Source organism: Burkholderia sp. YHN3-13 (assembly GCF_055810675.1).
In genome coordinates this window covers 231216-247148 of the sequence record NZ_JBVVNQ010000009.1, presented here as the reverse complement: position 1 = coordinate 247148, position 15933 = coordinate 231216, and the positions used below count along the sequence as shown (strand labels likewise).

Below are 15933 nucleotides of genomic sequence, written 5' to 3'. Positions count from 1 at the left end.
CAGATGATTATCGGCGCTCACGCACCGAATACCTCGATGCGCTGTCCGCCGTGCGCCGGCCGCCCGTCAGCGCAGGCGATCGGTATCCGCCGACGCCATCAGCCGGTCGAACAGCAGCGCCTTCAGGCGGACCCGGTCGCCGTCGGCGGGTTCGCCCAACGCCGTGTGATGCAGCGTCAGCGCCGGCGTCGCCGGATCGGCATGGACGGCGCGCACCGTGCCGTCGAGCGCCAGCAGCTCGACCCGGTCGGCGGCCGCATACGGGAGCAGCACGCGCAACGGCTCGCCGGTTGCGGCGATCGTCCGGTCGACGGCAATCGACAGCCCGTTCAGGCTGATGTCGCGCACCATCCCGATGCCTTCCGCAGGGTCCGCTCCGCCCGCGCAGCAGGCCGCGATCCGCACCGGCACGCGCGGCTCCGCGCGCGTGCGCAGCCGGTCGACGAAGCCGGGAGGCGACAGGATCATGAACGGCGCGGCCCCCGACGCCTGCACCGCCTCGATCGTCGCACCGAAACGGGACACCGCGGCGCGGCCGATCGCGACCGCCTCGATGTCGTCGCCGCGCGCGAATTCCAGCACGGCCGCCGGCTGCGGCTCGACGAACAGCGCGCCCGATGCGGCGACGCCGATCAGCCGGCAGCGCTGCAACGCGCGTGTCGTGCCGACCCGGCGGCGGATGCCGATCGCGGCACCCGCCGACAGTCCCATGCGCGTGGCCGGCGGCATCGCGGCCTGCGCGCGCGGATCGGCGTCGGCGTCGCCGCGACGGCGCATGGGCCGGAAATGGTCGAACAGGAAAGCGTGCTGCGCGGCATCGCGCAGTGTCGTGCCGGCCGGCAGCAGTGCGGCGCCGTCGGCATCGTAGAGATCGAAGCCGAGCGGAACGCCGGCGCAAAGATCGTCGCGCGCGAGTGCGACGTAGTCGGGGGAAAGCCGCATCGGAGAGGCGCGGAGCGACCGCGCGAGCTGTCGTGACAACTTGATTACGGCAGCATCGCGCGAAATCTGAACGGCTTCGTTACTGGGAAGCGCCGCTCGCGTCGGGCGCGGACGGCGCCGGCGGCTGCAGTGGCGCGGCGGCAGGCGCCGCACCAAGGCCCGCGCTGCCGCCGCTCGTCGTGCCGGCGCTCGCCGGCGGCTGCGCGGGCTGCGGTTGGGACGCGCCCGCCGACAACGCGGCGGCCGATGCGGCCACTTCGGACGCCGGCACCCATTCCTCGACGAGACCGCCGGACGCGGCCTCGGGTGCCGATGCGGCCGACGCATCCGAAGCCGCACCTTCGTCGACCTCGGGCGGACGCTCGATACGCTGTGTCCTGACGGGCGCGGACGCCTTCTTCGATTCGGGCGGGAACCACGTGTCGAACAGGTCCGTCACACGCTCGCGCAGCGACGCGAACCAGCCGGGTGACGGCTCGGTATCGAACTTCGCCTTCGCGTCGACGAGGCGGGCGCGTTGCGCACGCTGGAAGAAATCGCCGACGATCGGCAGCGCGCTGTGCGCGCCCTGCCCCCAGTAGTCGCTGCGCAGCGTCACGCGGCCGTCGTCGAAGCCGACCCACGCGCCGGCGACGAGGCCCGGCTGCATCAGGATGAACCAGCCGTCCGCGTTGTCCTGCGTCGTGCCCGTCTTGCCGGCCACGTCGCCGCGGATCCCGAAACGCGTGCGGATGCTGCCGCCCGTGCCGCGCGTCACGACGTCGCGCATCACGCCGAGCAGCGTCTTGTCGGTTTCGGCGTCGAGCGCGCGTTCGGGCGGCGCCGGCGCGTATTCGGCGAGCACCTCGCCCTGGCGGTTCTCGATGCGCGTGACCATCTGCGGCTCGACGTACAGCCCGCCGTTCGCGATCGTCGCGTAAGACGCGACCATCTCCTTGAGCGTGACCGGGCTCGTGCCGAGCGCGAGCGACGGCACGCGTTCGAGCGGGCTTTCGCGCACGCCCATGTCGCGCGCGAGCCGCGCGACCGCGGCCGGCCCGACCTGCTCCATCACCTGCGCGGTGATCCGGTTGCGCGACAGCGCGACCGCGTCGCGCAGCGTCATCGGCTTGCCGGTCGGCGGCACGTCGTCGTTCGGCCGCCAGATCTCGCCGCCCTTCAGCGGGATCTCGACCGGCTGGTCGATGAACGTGTCGTCCGGCTTCATTCCCTTCGCGAACGCGACACCATAGACGAACGGCTTGAACGTCGAGCCGGGCTGGCGCCGCGCCTGCGCGACGTGGTCGAACGGCTCGCGGGCGAAATCGCGGCTGCCGACCCAGGCGCGGATCTGCCCGTCACGCGGATCGATCGCGAGGAAACCCGCCTGAACGTCGGTCTTCGCCTTGCACAGCGCGCGCATGAAGCCGCGGTCGGCCGCGAGCAGCTTCATCGCGGCCGCGTCGTCCTTGCCGGCGTCCTGCGCGGCCTTGTACTCGGGCGACTCGCGCATGAAGGTGCGGAACACCTCGTTGTCGGTGCCGCAGCCGTCGCGGCCGCTCCATGCGCCGTTCGCGATGCCCTGCAACTGGTTGCCCTGCAGCGTGAGCGCCTGCGTCGCCATCTGCTGCAGCCGCGAGTCGATCGTCGTGCGCACGATCAGCCCGTCCGAGTAGATGTTGTAGTCGTTGCGGTCGGCCCACGCGATCAACCACTTGCGCAACTGCTGCGCGAAGTGCGGCGCCGGCCCCGGCGGCTCCTTCTGGCGCTCGAAATCGATGCGCAGCGGCCGGCGCTGCAGCTGCGCGAACTGCGCCGGCGACAGCTTGCCGTACTTCACCATCTGGCCGAGCACCGTATTGCGCCGCTGCAGCGCGCGCTCCGGGTTCAGCACCGGGTTGTAGTAGCTGTTGCCCTTCAGCATCCCGACGAGCGTCGCGCTGTCGAGCACGTCGAGCTCGTCGGCCGACTTGTCGAAGTAGGTGCGCGCGGCCATCTCGACGCCGTACGCGTTGTACAGGAACGGCACCGTGTTCAGGTAGGTTTCGAGGATCTGGTCCTTGCTGTAGACCGCCTCGATCTTCAGCGCGGTGATCGCCTCCTTCACCTTGCGGGTGAGCGTCGGCGCGCGGCCGATCTCGTCCGGATACAGGTTGCGCGCGAGCTGCTGCGTGATCGTCGAGCCGCCCTGGCGGCTGCCGGAGAACGTATGGAGCGCGGCCGAGGCCGTGCGCTTCCAGTCGAGGCCGTGATGCGCGTAGAAGCGGTGATCCTCGGTCGCGATCAGCGCGTCGACCATGTGCGGCGAGATCTGCTTGAGCGGCACCCACTCGCGGTTGGACGGCTTGAATTCGGCCAGCAGCTTGCCGTCGGCGGACAGCACCTGCGCCGGCTGGTCGACGCGCGCCTTGCGGATGTCGCCGATGCCCGGCGTGAACGGGATCAGCGCGACCACGTACGCCACGAACAGCGCCGGCACGGCGGCGCCCGTGAGCAGCACGCCGCGGCGCGTCGGGTGACGGAGATGGCGCCACGCGGTGGCGGCGAGAGGCTTGACCCGCGCCACGGCGGCAGCCGCGACGGGTTGGGCGCGCGCGACCCATCTGGCACAGAAGGCACGCACTGACGACACGTTTCGGCGATTCACGCGGGTGGAGCTCGGCTGAAAAGGCTGCATCGTACCAAACTCGCGCGGCCCCACGGCCGCGGCGGCGTTGCGCGGGCGCGCGCCGCGCGGCTGCGCCCGTGTTGCGCACGCAAAAAAGGCGCGTGCCCCGCAACGGGAACGACGCGCCAAACCTGGTACGACAACCGGGAAACGGCTCGACGGCGGCTGATCGGCGCCGCCGCTCAGCGCACGAGGAAGCCGTAAGTCAGCGGGTCGCGCTCGTCGACGATCCAGTTCGCGAACCCGCAGATGTGCGCACTGCCCTCCACCTCCGGAATCACGGCCGGGATGTCGCCGACCGTCGTTTCGCGCAGCACGCGCCCCTTGAAGACCGTGCCGACGATCGATTCGTTGACGAGCGTGTCGCCGGCCGCGAGCAACCCGCGCTGGTACAGCTGCGCGACACGGCCGCCGGTGCCGGAGCCCGTGGGCGAACGGTCGACCTCGCGATCCGCGAACACGCAGCAGTTCGCCTGCGTCGAGCCCGGATGGCGCGGCGCGTTCGCGATGATCGTGCCGTAGATGTGGTTGATCTCCGGGATTTCCGGATGCACGACCGGGTACTTCGCGTTCGCGGCGGCCTTCACTTCCGCGCCGAAGCGGATCAGTTTCTCGACCGCCGACTCGCGCACCGGCAGGTCGAACGGCGCACCGTCGACGTAGAAATAGAACGCGCCGCCGTACGCGATGTCGCCGGTCACGGTGCCGAACGACGGCGTCTCGACCGACACGTCGCGCTGCCAGATGAACGACGGCACGTTGACGAAGCGCACGGGCCCCGCATGCTCGCCGTCCCACCGGACGAAGGCCTCGATGAAGCCGCACGGCGCGTCGATGCCGACCCGCGTTTCCGGCACCGTGCGCTGCACCCAGCCGAGCTCGACGGCGGCGGTCGACAAGGCGATCACGCCGTGCCCGCAATGGTCGCTGTAGCCTTCGTTGTGCACGAAGATCACGCCGAAATCGGCATTCGGCGAGACCGGCTCGGTCAGGTAGCCGCCGTACATGTCGGCGTGGCCGCGCGGCTCGAACATCAGCGCGCGGCGGATCTCGTCGGCGTGCGCCTTGAGCCACGCGCGGCGCTGGACGATCGTGTCGCCGGGCAGGCGCGGCAGCCCGCTCGTGACGATGCGGAACGCCTCGCCGCCCGTATGGACTTCGACGGTGGAAAGGGATCGGGAAATTTTCATGTCGAATCGGATGCGTTGAAACGAAGGATGGCGGCCGCGCCGCCGTCCGGTGGCAAGCGTGGGCGCCGGTTACTTCGCGTACGGCTCCGGCAGGCCGTTGCGGATCACGTAGACGGTCGTCGGCGCGCCCTTCAGGTCGCCGTTCGCGTCGAACGAATAGGTGCCCGCGACGCCCGCATAGTTCGACTTCGCGAGCTGCGCGATCAGCTTCGCCTTGTCGGTGGTCGTACCGGCCTTGACCATCGCGTCGGCGAGCAGCTTCATCCCGTCGTAGTAGTTGACGCCATAGACCTGCGTATCGGTGTGATAGGTGTCGTGGTACTTCTTCAGGAACGCGCGTCCGGCCGCCGTCTTCTCGAGCGCGACGCCGCCCTGCGCGCAGTAGACGATCGATGCCGCGTCGCCCGCGACCTTGCCCATGTCCGCCGAGCAGATGCCGTCGCCGCCGAGCAGCTTCGCGCGCAGCCCGCGCTGCTTCATCTGCTTGGCCATCGGCGCGCCCTGCGCCGCATAACCGCCGAGGAAGATCACGTCGGGGTTGCCGGCCTTGATCTTGGTGAGGATGCCGAGGAAGTCGGTGGCCGACGAGTTCGTGTACTCCTGGTCGACGATCCGGATCCCGTTCGCCTTCGCGACGTTCATGAACTGCTCGGCAACGCCCTGCCCGTAAGCGGTGCGATCGTCGATCACGGCGGCCGTCTTCGCGTTCAGCGTCTTCGCGGCGAACGTCGCCATCGTGCCGCCGAGCTGTTCGTCGCTCGCGCCGATCCGGAAGATGTTCTTGAAGCCCTGCTTCGTCAGCGCCGGGTTCGACGCGACCGGCAGGATCGGCACGCCGGCAGTCGAGTACACGCGCGACGCGGGGATCGCGACGCCCGAGTTGTACGGTCCGAGCACCGCGACGACGCCCTTGTCGACGAGGTTCTGCGCGACCTGCACGCCGGCCTTCGGGTCAGCCTGGTCGTCTTCGGAAACCAGTTTGAACGTGACGGCCTTGCCGGCGACCTTGATGCCGGCCTTGTTGAGTTCGTCCACGGCGAGCCGCGCGCCGTTTTCGTTGTCCTTGCCGTTCGCGGCCTGCGGCCCGGTGAGCGGCGCCGAATGGCCGATCATCACGACTTCCTGCGCGTGCGCGGAAGTCAGCGCGCCGGCGGCAACGGCCACCGAGAGCGCGGTAACGAGGTGTCGCATGATGCCTCCTGATTGGTTTTGAGTGAAACCAATGTAGGACACACGTGGTCACATCGCAAGCAATTTCAAAATAATTTCGGAATTTTGGTCATATTTAAGACCAGAATGCATTCGCGCGGATTCGTTCTACTTCGGCGCGATGTCGCGCCGCACGCGGCGGATGTGCTGCTCGACGTAGAACGCGGCCGCATCGGCATCGCCCGACACGATCGCCTCGTAGATCAGCCGGTGCTCGGACACGTAGAGCCGGATTCGGCCCGCGTCGTAGATGCCGTCGTCCTTCAGCCGTTTCCACAGCGGCTGGTCCATCGTCTTCGCGACTTCGTCCGCGATCTTCACCATCAGCGCGTCGCCCGTCATCAGCGCGAGCTGCCGGTGGAACAGCCGGTCGCTCTCGTTCCAGAGCGCGCGCTGGTGCGGATCGTCGACGTCGGTGATGGTTTCCATCTGCGCGAGATAACGCTCGGCACCGGGATCGGCGCGGCCATGGGCGGCCGCGAGACGTGCGATCGCGGGCTCCAGGATCAGCCGGACGTCGAGTGTCGACGTCGGGCTGAAGTCGGCCTCGGACGCCATCGGCGCGTCGCCGCGCCGCGCGAGCACGTCGAGCGGCGCCGCGACGACATAGGTGCCCGAATTGCGCTTCGTGAACACCAGCCCTTCGTTCTGCAGCGCGCCGAGCGCCTCGCGCACGGCCGGCCGGCCGACCTGGAACAGCGCGGCGAGCTCGCGCTCGGACGGCAGGCGCGACTCGGCCGCGTAGCGCCCGGCGCGGATTTCGTCGCGGATCTTCTCGGCTACCTGCTCGTAGATCTGCAGCGGCCGGAAACCGCCTTCGATTGATTCGGGACGCGCGGACATCATCGTATGGCTCCTGCCCGGTCGCGGGCGTGGATCTGGAATGGGTTCGCACTATACCGGAGCGGTGCCGGTATCGCGCCACGGCAACCCTTCTGGACAGATATTAGAACCAAAACCGGCTCGACGCTTTATTTTCTGGGTTGCGGGTGCGCCAGAAAGTGGTATAGATTCGATCCACGCTGCCTGGTGTCGCGGTATCCGGCAGCCCCGTGGCGGGCGCGGCATGCGCCCGCCGTCCACGCTCACGACGCATACGACGTACACGATGACCGCCCTTTCCCCGATTCCCGTTTTCGATGCGGCCGACACGGCCGCATTGCTCGACTACCCGGCGCTGCTCGCCACGCTCAGGCAAGCCGTTGCCGAGTATGCGGCGGGCAAGATCGTCAGCCCCGAGCGCCTCGTCGTGCCGCTGCAGGCCGGCGGCGTGATGCTGTCGATGCCGTCGAGCGCGCGCGACCTCGCGAGCCACAAGCTCGTGAACGTCTGCCCCGGTAACGGCACGTGCGGCCTGCCGACGATCCTCGGCCAGGTGAGCGCGTACGACGCGACCACGGGCGAACTGCGCTTCGCGCTCGACGGCCCGACGGTCACCGGCCGCCGCACGGCGGCCGTCACCGCGCTCGGCATCGAGGCGCTGCATGGCGCCGCGCCGCGCGACGTCCTGCTGATCGGCACCGGCAAGCAGGCGGCCAATCACGCGGAAGCGCTCGCGGCGATCTTCCCGGAAGCGCGCCTCCACGTGCGCGGCACGCGCGCCGACAGCGCGGCCGCGTTCTGCGCGGCGCATCGCGCGCAGGCGCCGCGGCTCGCACCGCTCGACGGCGAAGCGATTCCCGACGCGATCGACGTCGTCGTCACGCTGACGACGAGCCGCACGCCCGTCTACCGGGAAGCCGCGCGCGAGGGCCGGCTCGTGGTCGGCGTCGGCGCGTTCACCGCGGATGCCGCCGAGATCGGCGCGAACACCGTGCACGGCAGCCGGCTCGTCGTCGACGATCCGGCCGGCGCGCGCCACGAGGCCGGCGACCTGATCGTCGCGCAGGTCGACTGGCAGCACGTCGCGTCGCTCGCCGACGTGCTGAACGGCACGTTCGCGCGCGGCGGGCCGATGCTGTTCAAGAGCGTCGGCTGCGCTGCATGGGATCTCGCCGCGTGCCGCACGGCGCGCGATGCGCTCGAGGCGCGCGGCGCCGGCTGACCGCGTACCCGGCATCGCGGCAACATCGGAGCCGCGCCGGCGGTTTCCCGGACGCGTTGTAGGAAACGCCCTACAACGCGTCGAAGCGGCCTACACGAACTTCCAATTCGGCCGATTTCAATTTCGGCGGCGCAACACGATACTGCCGGCATGAATGCCAGCCTGTCACCCGCCGCGCTCAGGGTGTTTCTCGTCGATCACGCCGTCGCCGTCCGTCAGCGGATCGCGCTGCTCGTCGGCGCGATCCGCGGCGTCGCCGTCGTGGGCGAAGCGGAAGACGGCCAGGATGCGTGGACGCACATCCGCAGTTGCCGGGCGGATGTCGTGATCGTCGACGTGCGGCTCGCGGACGGCAGCGGCCTCGCCCTCATCGGGATGCTGTCGAAGGTCGCACCGCGCATCGTCACGATCGTGCTGACGAATCATTCGGCGCCGGCATTCAGAGAGGCATGCGCGACGGCGGGAGCCGACTACTTCTTCGACAAGACCGTCGAATTCGACGCCGCATGCCGTGTCATCGAATCCCTGGTGCACGCTCGTGTGCACCACCCCTGACGAGCCGGAGTGACTTATGTCCACAGCCACCGCCTGCGCCGCCGACGTGTCCGTCGTACCCCGGCCAACGATTCCGCTGCGCGCGGCCGCGCGCGCCGACGCCGCCAAACATCCGGCCGCACGCTGCTCGGCCTGCGCGATGCGCTCGATGTGCCTGCCGCACCTGACGGCCGCCGAGTACGGCCGCCTCGACTCGATCATCTGCACGACCCGGCACGTTCGCCAGGGTGACGCGCTGTTCCGCATCGACGATCCGTTCCAGAGCATCTATGCGGTGCGCGCGGGTTCGTTCAAGACGGTGATGATGCATCGCGACGGCCGCGAGCACGTGACGGGCTTCCAGATCGCCGGCGAAACGCTCGGGATGGACGGCATCGGCAGCGGCCAGCATTGCTGCGACGCGATCGCGCTGGAGGACAGCGTCGTGTGCATCATTCCGTTCGGCGCGCTCGAAGCCGCCTGCCGCGAGATCAAGCCGATGCAGCACTTCCTCTACCAGATGCTGAGCAGCGAGATCGTTCGCGAATCGAGCCAGATGCTGCTGCTCGGCACGATGTCGGCCGAACAGCGCGTCGCGCATTTCCTGCTGAACCTGTCGTCCCGTTTCGAGGCGCGCGGTTATTCGGCGACCGAATTCAACCTGCGGATGACGCGCGAGGAAATCGGCTGCTATCTCGGGATGAAGCTCGAAACCGTCAGCCGGATGTTCTCGCGGTTCCATCGCGACGCGTTGGTCGAAACGCGCGGCAAGCGCGTGCGCATCCTCGACGCGCACGCGCTCGCGCAGGTCTGACGCGCGACGCCGGATCATCGGCGCAGCGCCGCCCTTGCGCCGCTCGCCTGCCACGCGATCAGCGCCTGCTCGGCCTGGGCGAATGCGCGGCGCAGCGCGTCGTCGAGGTCGTTTCCCGCGCATGGCGGCAGCGGCCTGAGCGCCGCGTCGTGCATCACCAGGTCGAGCCGCACGTCGTACAGCCGCACGCCATCGGTCGCCACGCGCGATTCGATCGCGAGGTGGCAGCCGCCGATCAGCGCGCGGAACCGCTCGAGCCGCACCAGTTGCGCGCCGGCCTCGGCTTCCACCGCGGCGGACCCGGTGAATCCCCGGCAGGCGATCTGCATGCCCACGCCCATCTCCTACTCTCCCGACGGGGCCGCCCGCTCGTCGACCGCCTTGCATGCGCCCGCCCGCACACGATGCGGCGGCACGCGTTTCCCGTGGCGTGGCGCGATTCTGCGATCGCGGCCCGGCCGACAATCCTCCCGCGCCGTCCTGGCGCGGGTCCGTTCATACGTTGAAGACCTGCGACGTCTTCATCTCGATCCAGGTCATGCCGGCGCGCAGCCCTTCGATCATGGCCTCGCGCTCGGTCGGATACGCGTGACTGTGCTCGAACGTATGATGAAACCGCGCGGCACCGGCGCCGTGCTCGACGGACACGCGGCAGCGGAATTCGCCCGATTCGCACGGTCGCGTCTCGACTTCGACCGACCAGTCGCGTTCGTGAATGTTGCCCTGCAGTGTCATGCGCCCTCCTGCGGTATCAGCCTTCGAGCCGGAAGTGGCCGCTGTGCAGCAGCACCGGCCGGCCGCCGATTTCCTCGAGCATCCGTCGCGCCATCGCCTCGATCGCCGGGCGGTGCCCGTCGAATGCGGTCAGCAGGTCGCTTTCGAGCAGCGACCGCGCGCCGAAATGGTCTTCCAGCGCCTCGGCCGTGACCGCGCACTGTACGCAACGTCCGTCGACCAGCGCCGAAAACGCGACGACCAGGTCGCGCGCGCAATATTCGGGCGGCTCGGGCGGAAAAGTGATGTGCATCGGTCGGCCTGTCATCGTCGTGATGGCTCCATGACGAGAGCATAGTGGCGCGCGCGGCCGCGCGCTTGACCCACGTCAAGCGGTCCGCTGCACCGCACGATCCCGGTGCAGCCGCGCGACACGGCTTCAGCCCGCGTCGGGCTCGATCGCCGCGCCGCGCTGCGCGAGCAGCTCGCGCAGCACGCTGCGGTGGCAATGGCGCTCGTCTTCGCAGTAGCAGCCGATCGAGAACGCCGTGGTGGCCGACAGCGCCGCCAGCAGGTCCAGCACCTTCGCCGGGTCGCCCTGCGCCATCTCCGCGCGAAAGTGGCGCTTGAATGCATTCCATTCGGCGTCGGTTTCGGCGGCCTGTGCCTGGGCAACGAGTTCGGCACTCGGCGACAGCGTCGGCAGCCATACATCATAGTAGTCGCGCGACGCGAATTCCGCCTTAGGTACGCCGCGCGGCGGCCGCCGCACCGTACCGATCCGCAGCCCCTCGCCGGCCGCGCGCGGCGTGCCGAGCCGGATGATCCGGATGCCCATGTCGCTCCCTTTTCGTGTTGCGTCCGATGCCGCATCGTACCGCCGCACGCGCCGTCGCGTCTGTCTTCCGGCGCACGTTGCCGCCGCGCAAGAAAAAACCGGCTGCCCCCGCGACGGGGGACAACCGGCTCATCCTGCGTCGTTCGGTGCGCGCCGGAGCGCGCGCCGCGCTCAGACGCCGCTCTTCAGCACCTTGCCGATCGCGTCCGCGACGATGCCGACGTTCGAGTCGTTCAGGCCCGCCACGCACATCCGGCCCGAACGCAGGATGTACACGCCGTGCACTTCACGCAGCGCGTCGACCTGCGATTCGGTCAGGCCCGTGTACGTGAACATCCCGCGCTGCTTCACGTAGCGCGTGAGCGCCTCGCCGCCGACGTGGTCGCGCAGGCCGTCGTGGATCGACTGGCGCATCCGCGCGATGCGGCGGCACATGGCCGACAGCTCCTCTTCCCATTGCTTGCGCAGTGCCGGCGTGCCGAGCACGGCCGCGACGACCTTCGCACCGTAGGTTTGCGGGTTGCTGTAGTTCGAGCGCACGGCGCCGGCCAGCTGGCCGAGCACGCGCTCGGCCGCGGCTGCGTCTTCGCAGACGACGCTCAGCCCGCCCACGCGCTCGCCGTACAACGAGAAGTTCTTCGAGAACGAGTTCGCGACGAGCGTCGGCACGCCGCGGCGGGCCAGTTCGCGCACCGCGAACGCGTCCGCGTCGAGACCCGCGCCGAAGCCCTGGTACGCCATGTCGACGAACGGCAGCAGCCCGCGCGCCTCGATCACGTCGATCAGTTTCTCCCACTGGCCTTCGTCGAGGTCGACGCCGGTCGGGTTATGGCAGCACGCATGCAGCAGCACGATGCTGCGCGCCGGCAGCGCGTCGATCGCCGCGAGCATCGCGTCGAACTTCAGGCCGCCCGTCGCCTCGTCGTAGTACGGGTAGGTATTCACCGTGAAGCCGGCGCGCTCGAAGATGAAGCGGTGGTTTTCCCAGCTCGGATCGCTGAGCCACACCTGTGCATCCGGGAAGTAGCGCTTCAGGAAATCGGCGCCGACCTTCAGTGCGCCCGAGCCGCCGAGCGTCTGCAGCGTCGCGATGCGACCGGCCGCGCGGGCCGGGTGATCGGCGCCGAACACGAGCGATTGCACGGCGTCGCGGTACGCGGCCAGGCCGACCATCGGCAGGTACGGCTTCGGGCCGCTGTCGCGCTGCAGCGCGGTTTCGGCTTCGCGCACGGCGCCCATCACCGGAATCCGGCCTTCGGCGTCGAAATAGATCCCGATGCTCAGGTTGACCTTCTGGTCGCGCGGATCTTTCTGGAAGTTCTCGTTGAGCGTCAGGATCGGGTCGCCCGGGTACGCGTCGATGTGTTCGAACATGGCTATGTCGGTCTCGTTTGGAAGAATGATCGGTCGTGGCCTGCGTCAGCGTGCGGAGGCGCCGTCGTGCATCGCAAAGCCTGCATTCTTCTGACGGAAGCGATACCCGATCGCGAGCACCGCGAGCCATACCGGGATCAGGTACACCGACAGGCGGAGATCCGGCGTCAGGTACATCACGACGAGAATGCCGGCCATGAATGCCAGGCACAGGTAATTCGTGAAAGGATAGCCCAGACTGCGGAAGGAAGTCTTCTCCCCGGCCGCGCGCTTGGCCTGGCGGAACTTCAGGTGGATCAGGCTGATCATCGCCCAGTTGATGATCAGCGCCGACACGACGAGGCCCATCAGCACCTCGAACGCCTTGCCCGGCATGAAGTAGTTGACCAGCACGCACACGCCGGTCGCGAGCGCCGACGCGCCGAGCGCGGCGAGCGGAATGCCGCGCTTGTTCACCGAGCACAGCACCTTCGGCGCGTTGCCCTGCTGCGCGAGGCCGAACAGCATCCGGCTGTTGCTGTACACCCCGCTGTTGTAGACCGACAGCGCGGCCGTCAGCACGACCACGTTCAGCACGTTGGCGACCACGTTGCTGCTCAGCGCGTGGAAGATCAGCACGAACGGGCTGCCGCCGGTGACGACCTTTTCCCACGGATACAGCGACAGCAGCACCGCGAGCGCGCCGATGTAGAAAATCAGGATCCGGTAGATCACCTGGTTGGTCGCGCGAGGAATGCTGTGCTTCGGATCGTCGGCCTCGGCCGCGGTGATGCCGATCAGCTCCAGCCCGCCGAACGAGAACATGATCGCGGCCATCGACATCACGAGCCCCGACACGCCGTTCGGGAAGAAGCCGCCGTGCTGCCACAGGTTCCGCACGCTCGCCTCCGGCCCCGCGTGGCCGCTCGCGAGCAGCCAGCCGCCGAAGCCGATCATGCCGACGATCGCGGCGACCTTGATGATCGAGAACCAGAATTCCGTCTCGCCGTACGACTTCACGCTCGCCAGGTTGAGCAGGTTGATCGCGACGAAGAACACCAGCGCCGACACCCAGGTCGGCACGCCGGGCCACCAGTACTGCACGTAGATCCCGACGGCCGACAGCTCGGCCATGCTGACGAGGATGTACAGCACCCAGTAGTTCCAGCCCGACAGGAAGCCGGTGAAGTGGCCGACGTACTTGTTCGCGAAAAAGCTGAACGAGCCGGCGACGGGCTCGTCGACGACCATCTCGCCGAGCTGGCGCATGATGAAGAACGCGACGATGCCGGCCACCGCATAGCCGAGCAGCACGGACGGGCCGGCCATCTTGATCGTCTGCGCGATGCCGAGAAACAGCCCCGTGCCGAGCGCGCCGCCGAGCGCAATCAGCTGGATGTGCCGGTTCTTCAGCCCGCGCTTCAGGCCGTCGCTCTCGTTACCAGAAACCATGTCTTCTCCACTCTGTCCGCCTCCGCCTGACGCGGTGCGGCGCGCCTCGGTGTGCCGGGCGCTGTTTTACTGTGCCGGCGGCCGTTCGTGGGGGCGCCGGGTTGGGGACTGCAATCTTCGCGTGAGGCGGCAACCGATTTGCGTCGGCGTGCCGGCCACACTGGCCGCCGACTCCTCCGCCCACGCCGCGCTGCCGCGGCCGCATACGAAAATCCGGGGTCAGTTTAGCGTCGCGACCGCGAAATCGGGTTGCGTAACCCGCTCATGCAAACCCTACATTATGAGATAAGATTGCATCCAGGAGACGAATGAGGAAACAAAAATGCCTGACCCGGTTCTCGATCGCATCGATCGCCACTTGCTGTCGGTGCTGCAGGAGAACGGCCGCGCGTCGAACCTCGATCTGGCGAAGGCCGTGGGACTGTCGCCCGCGCAGACGTTGCGGCGCCATCGCCGGCTGGAGGAAATCGGCGCGATCCGCCGTTACGAAACCCGGCTCTGCGCCGACACGCTCGGCTTCGGCGTCACCGCGTTCGTGCACGTGACGATGGAGCGCGGGCATATCCGCGATTTGTCGAAGTTCCAGAAACTCGTGTCGGATCTCGCGCAGATCCAGGAATGTTTCTCGGTGACGGGCGACATCGACTACGTGCTGAAAGTCGTCGCGCACGATCTGAAGGGGCTGTCGCGATTCCTGCTCGAGACGCTGATGCGCATCCCCGGCGTGAGCGGCGTGCATTCGAGCGTGTGCCTCGACGAAATCAAGTGTACGAGCGCGATGCCGGTGGAAGCGTAACACCCGCGCGGGCGAGGTGTTCACGCGAAGGTCGCCGGTGCCGCAGGCATCATCATGGTTCCGGCTGCGTCAGGCAGGCGTTGAGCAGCTCGCAGGGCCACAGGCTGCGCTTTCCTGCGCAACGTAGCTGTCGCGGCGCGTCTGTCGTGATCGACATTGCCCGGAAAACGTGTTCGACTGCGGCATCGTGCGATGGCACCGATTAATGGGACGCCCATCAATCGGTAGCAAATTCCACGAAAAGTCGTACAAGTCTAATAGGCGACTTGTTTCTAATCAGCGATCGTCTTCGATTCCTTAATGCATCAGGAATCGACTATGCAACCCGCCGTAGCAACAGCCAGCGATCCGACCGCTTCCGTCGGATTCGTCATCGCCGCCACATATGGGGCGTAGCCGATGCCGAACCCGTCCACGAAAGTCCGCACCAATGACACGCCGCATTCTCAAAAAACGGTACAGCTCAAAACACTGACATTTCAGGAGCTTTGGAACGCATATCCGAAGAAGGATCCATATGATGACCCGACCGGCGAGTATAAAAATCAATGTGCGATCCGGATGAGCGTAACTTTCCACGCAATCGGCAGCGGCATGAAGTCGTTTTCTCAGAAAGTATTGAAGCCCATGCCAGGAAAACGAACGCTCGGACGCCTCATCCTCGATGGGAAGGCAACTGCGACCCGCGCCTACGAACTAGCAGAATGGTTGAAGCTTCGCCCATTCCTTGGCTTGGGCAAGCCGGAAAATATCACCGGACAGGATTGGCAGGACAAGGTAAAAAGCCGAACCGGTATCGTCTATTTCTTCGGTTATTGGCGGCAGGACGGTGATTCGGCTGACGCATTCAGCGGCGGACATATCGATCTGTGGAACAAGGACACGCTCACACCCTCGGCTGCGTCGTTCTGGCGATTTCGCATTGGCGTGCCGTCCATGATTAACCCGCTCGATTATCTTCGGGGCCGACGCGGAAACTGGTACTCGGACCTCGCCAATTCGAACGAAATCCTTTTCTGGGAAGTTGAATGAAACGGCTGGCCGTCACCCTCGGCGGATTCATATGGGGCTTGCTCGTTACCTGGGCATCCCTTTACACGTTCAGCCGAATTCATTGGCACACTACACCGTCACATTCGACCGGCTGCAACGACATGGAGCACTGCGCTCCTCAGGCGGTATTCGTGGTCGGTCTGCTCGCACTCACGTTGTGGCCCTCGGTCCTCTTTGCCGTCATCAATGCGTTCGCTTATCGGCGCTGGTCGTCGCGTAGATGGGGAAACGTGTTCGTTATGGCTACGCTATTCGTCGTCGTTTTTCATCTCGCGAGCTACGCGGCGCCTGCGCTAGGTCTCTTCAGCTAGGCCGGATCACCGGAGCGGCGCAACGCAGTTTGTGCG

The 15933-nt window shown here is 67.5% G+C and carries 16 protein-coding genes; 5 read left to right on the top strand and 11 right to left on the bottom strand.

Annotation, left to right across the window (positions count from 1 at the left end; genetic code table 11):
* Window positions 1–66 precede the first annotated feature (66 nt).
* From AC0KUR_RS21585 to AC0KUR_RS21565, 5 genes are all read right to left on the bottom strand, one after another.
* Entirely contained in the window at window positions 67–942 is an 876-nt protein-coding gene (locus tag AC0KUR_RS21585) for a PilZ domain-containing protein (RefSeq protein ID WP_473376406.1), read from the bottom strand.
* Between the two features lie 79 nt (window positions 943–1021).
* Window positions 1022–3598 carry a penicillin-binding protein 1A gene (locus AC0KUR_RS21580; protein WP_473376405.1) on the bottom strand — a complete coding sequence of 859 codons (2577 nt, stop codon included), beginning with the start codon at window positions 3596–3598 and terminating at the stop codon, window positions 1022–1024.
* 173 nt (window positions 3599–3771) lie between these two features.
* The gene (lhpH, locus tag AC0KUR_RS21575) at window positions 3772–4779 is read right to left on the bottom strand and encodes a trans-3-hydroxy-L-proline dehydratase (protein WP_059556511.1); all 1008 of its coding nucleotides are present in this window, start codon (window positions 4777–4779) and stop codon (window positions 3772–3774) included.
* A 69-nt stretch (window positions 4780–4848) separates the two neighbouring features.
* Window positions 4849–5970: a branched-chain amino acid ABC transporter substrate-binding protein gene (locus AC0KUR_RS21570; RefSeq protein WP_059556510.1), complete on the bottom strand. Its 1122-nt coding sequence runs from the start codon at window positions 5968–5970 to the stop codon at window positions 4849–4851.
* 126 nt (window positions 5971–6096) lie between these two features.
* Entirely contained in the window at window positions 6097–6834 is a 738-nt protein-coding gene (locus tag AC0KUR_RS21565) for a FadR/GntR family transcriptional regulator (protein ID WP_034191422.1), read from the bottom strand.
* 262 nt (window positions 6835–7096) lie between these two features.
* On the opposite strand from AC0KUR_RS21565, the gene lhpI reads away from it, so the two are divergent.
* The 3 genes from lhpI to AC0KUR_RS21550 all read left to right on the top strand — a co-directional run bounded on the left by lhpI (window position 7097) and on the right by AC0KUR_RS21550 (window position 9380).
* Window positions 7097–8032, top strand: coding sequence for a bifunctional Delta(1)-pyrroline-2-carboxylate/Delta(1)-piperideine-2-carboxylate reductase (gene lhpI, locus AC0KUR_RS21560; RefSeq protein ID WP_473376404.1), 936 nt, complete (start codon window positions 7097–7099; stop codon window positions 8030–8032).
* Between the two features lie 150 nt (window positions 8033–8182).
* Entirely contained in the window at window positions 8183–8587 is a 405-nt protein-coding gene (locus tag AC0KUR_RS21555) for a response regulator transcription factor (RefSeq protein WP_034191423.1), read from the top strand.
* Window positions 8588–8603: 16 nt separating this feature from the next.
* Window positions 8604–9380, top strand: coding sequence for a helix-turn-helix domain-containing protein (locus AC0KUR_RS21550; RefSeq protein WP_034191424.1), 777 nt, complete (start codon window positions 8604–8606; stop codon window positions 9378–9380).
* 14 nt (window positions 9381–9394) lie between these two features.
* Here the strand turns inward: AC0KUR_RS21550 and AC0KUR_RS21545 are convergent, their stop codons facing one another.
* From AC0KUR_RS21545 to AC0KUR_RS21520, 6 genes are all read right to left on the bottom strand, one after another.
* Window positions 9395–9721, bottom strand: a complete 327-nt coding sequence (locus AC0KUR_RS21545) for a hypothetical protein (RefSeq protein WP_034191425.1) — start codon at window positions 9719–9721, stop codon at window positions 9395–9397.
* Window positions 9722–9875: 154 nt separating this feature from the next.
* On the bottom strand, window positions 9876–10115 hold the full coding sequence (locus AC0KUR_RS21540; protein WP_034191426.1) for a hypothetical protein: 240 nt from the start codon (window positions 10113–10115) through the stop codon (window positions 9876–9878).
* Between the two features lie 16 nt (window positions 10116–10131).
* Window positions 10132–10422 carry a DUF1488 family protein gene (locus AC0KUR_RS21535; RefSeq protein ID WP_034191427.1) on the bottom strand — a complete coding sequence of 97 codons (291 nt, stop codon included), beginning with the start codon at window positions 10420–10422 and terminating at the stop codon, window positions 10132–10134.
* Window positions 10423–10533: 111 nt separating this feature from the next.
* Entirely contained in the window at window positions 10534–10932 is a 399-nt protein-coding gene (locus AC0KUR_RS21530) for a DUF488 domain-containing protein (protein ID WP_034191428.1), read from the bottom strand.
* 171 nt (window positions 10933–11103) lie between these two features.
* Entirely contained in the window at window positions 11104–12306 is a 1203-nt protein-coding gene (locus tag AC0KUR_RS21525; protein WP_034191429.1) for an amino acid aminotransferase, read from the bottom strand.
* Between the two features lie 45 nt (window positions 12307–12351).
* On the bottom strand, window positions 12352–13737 hold the full coding sequence (locus tag AC0KUR_RS21520; RefSeq protein WP_034191430.1) for an amino acid permease: 1386 nt from the start codon (window positions 13735–13737) through the stop codon (window positions 12352–12354).
* Window positions 13738–14059: 322 nt separating this feature from the next.
* On the opposite strand from AC0KUR_RS21520, the gene AC0KUR_RS21515 reads away from it, so the two are divergent.
* Together AC0KUR_RS21515 and AC0KUR_RS21510 are read left to right on the top strand one after the other, a co-directional pair.
* Window positions 14060–14533, top strand: a complete 474-nt coding sequence (locus AC0KUR_RS21515; RefSeq protein ID WP_049032428.1) for an Lrp/AsnC family transcriptional regulator — start codon at window positions 14060–14062, stop codon at window positions 14531–14533.
* Between the two features lie 399 nt (window positions 14534–14932).
* Window positions 14933–15565: a type VI secretion system amidase effector protein Tae4 gene (locus AC0KUR_RS21510; RefSeq protein ID WP_473376403.1), complete on the top strand. Its 633-nt coding sequence runs from the start codon at window positions 14933–14935 to the stop codon at window positions 15563–15565.
* Window positions 15566–15933: the final 368 nt, after the last annotated feature.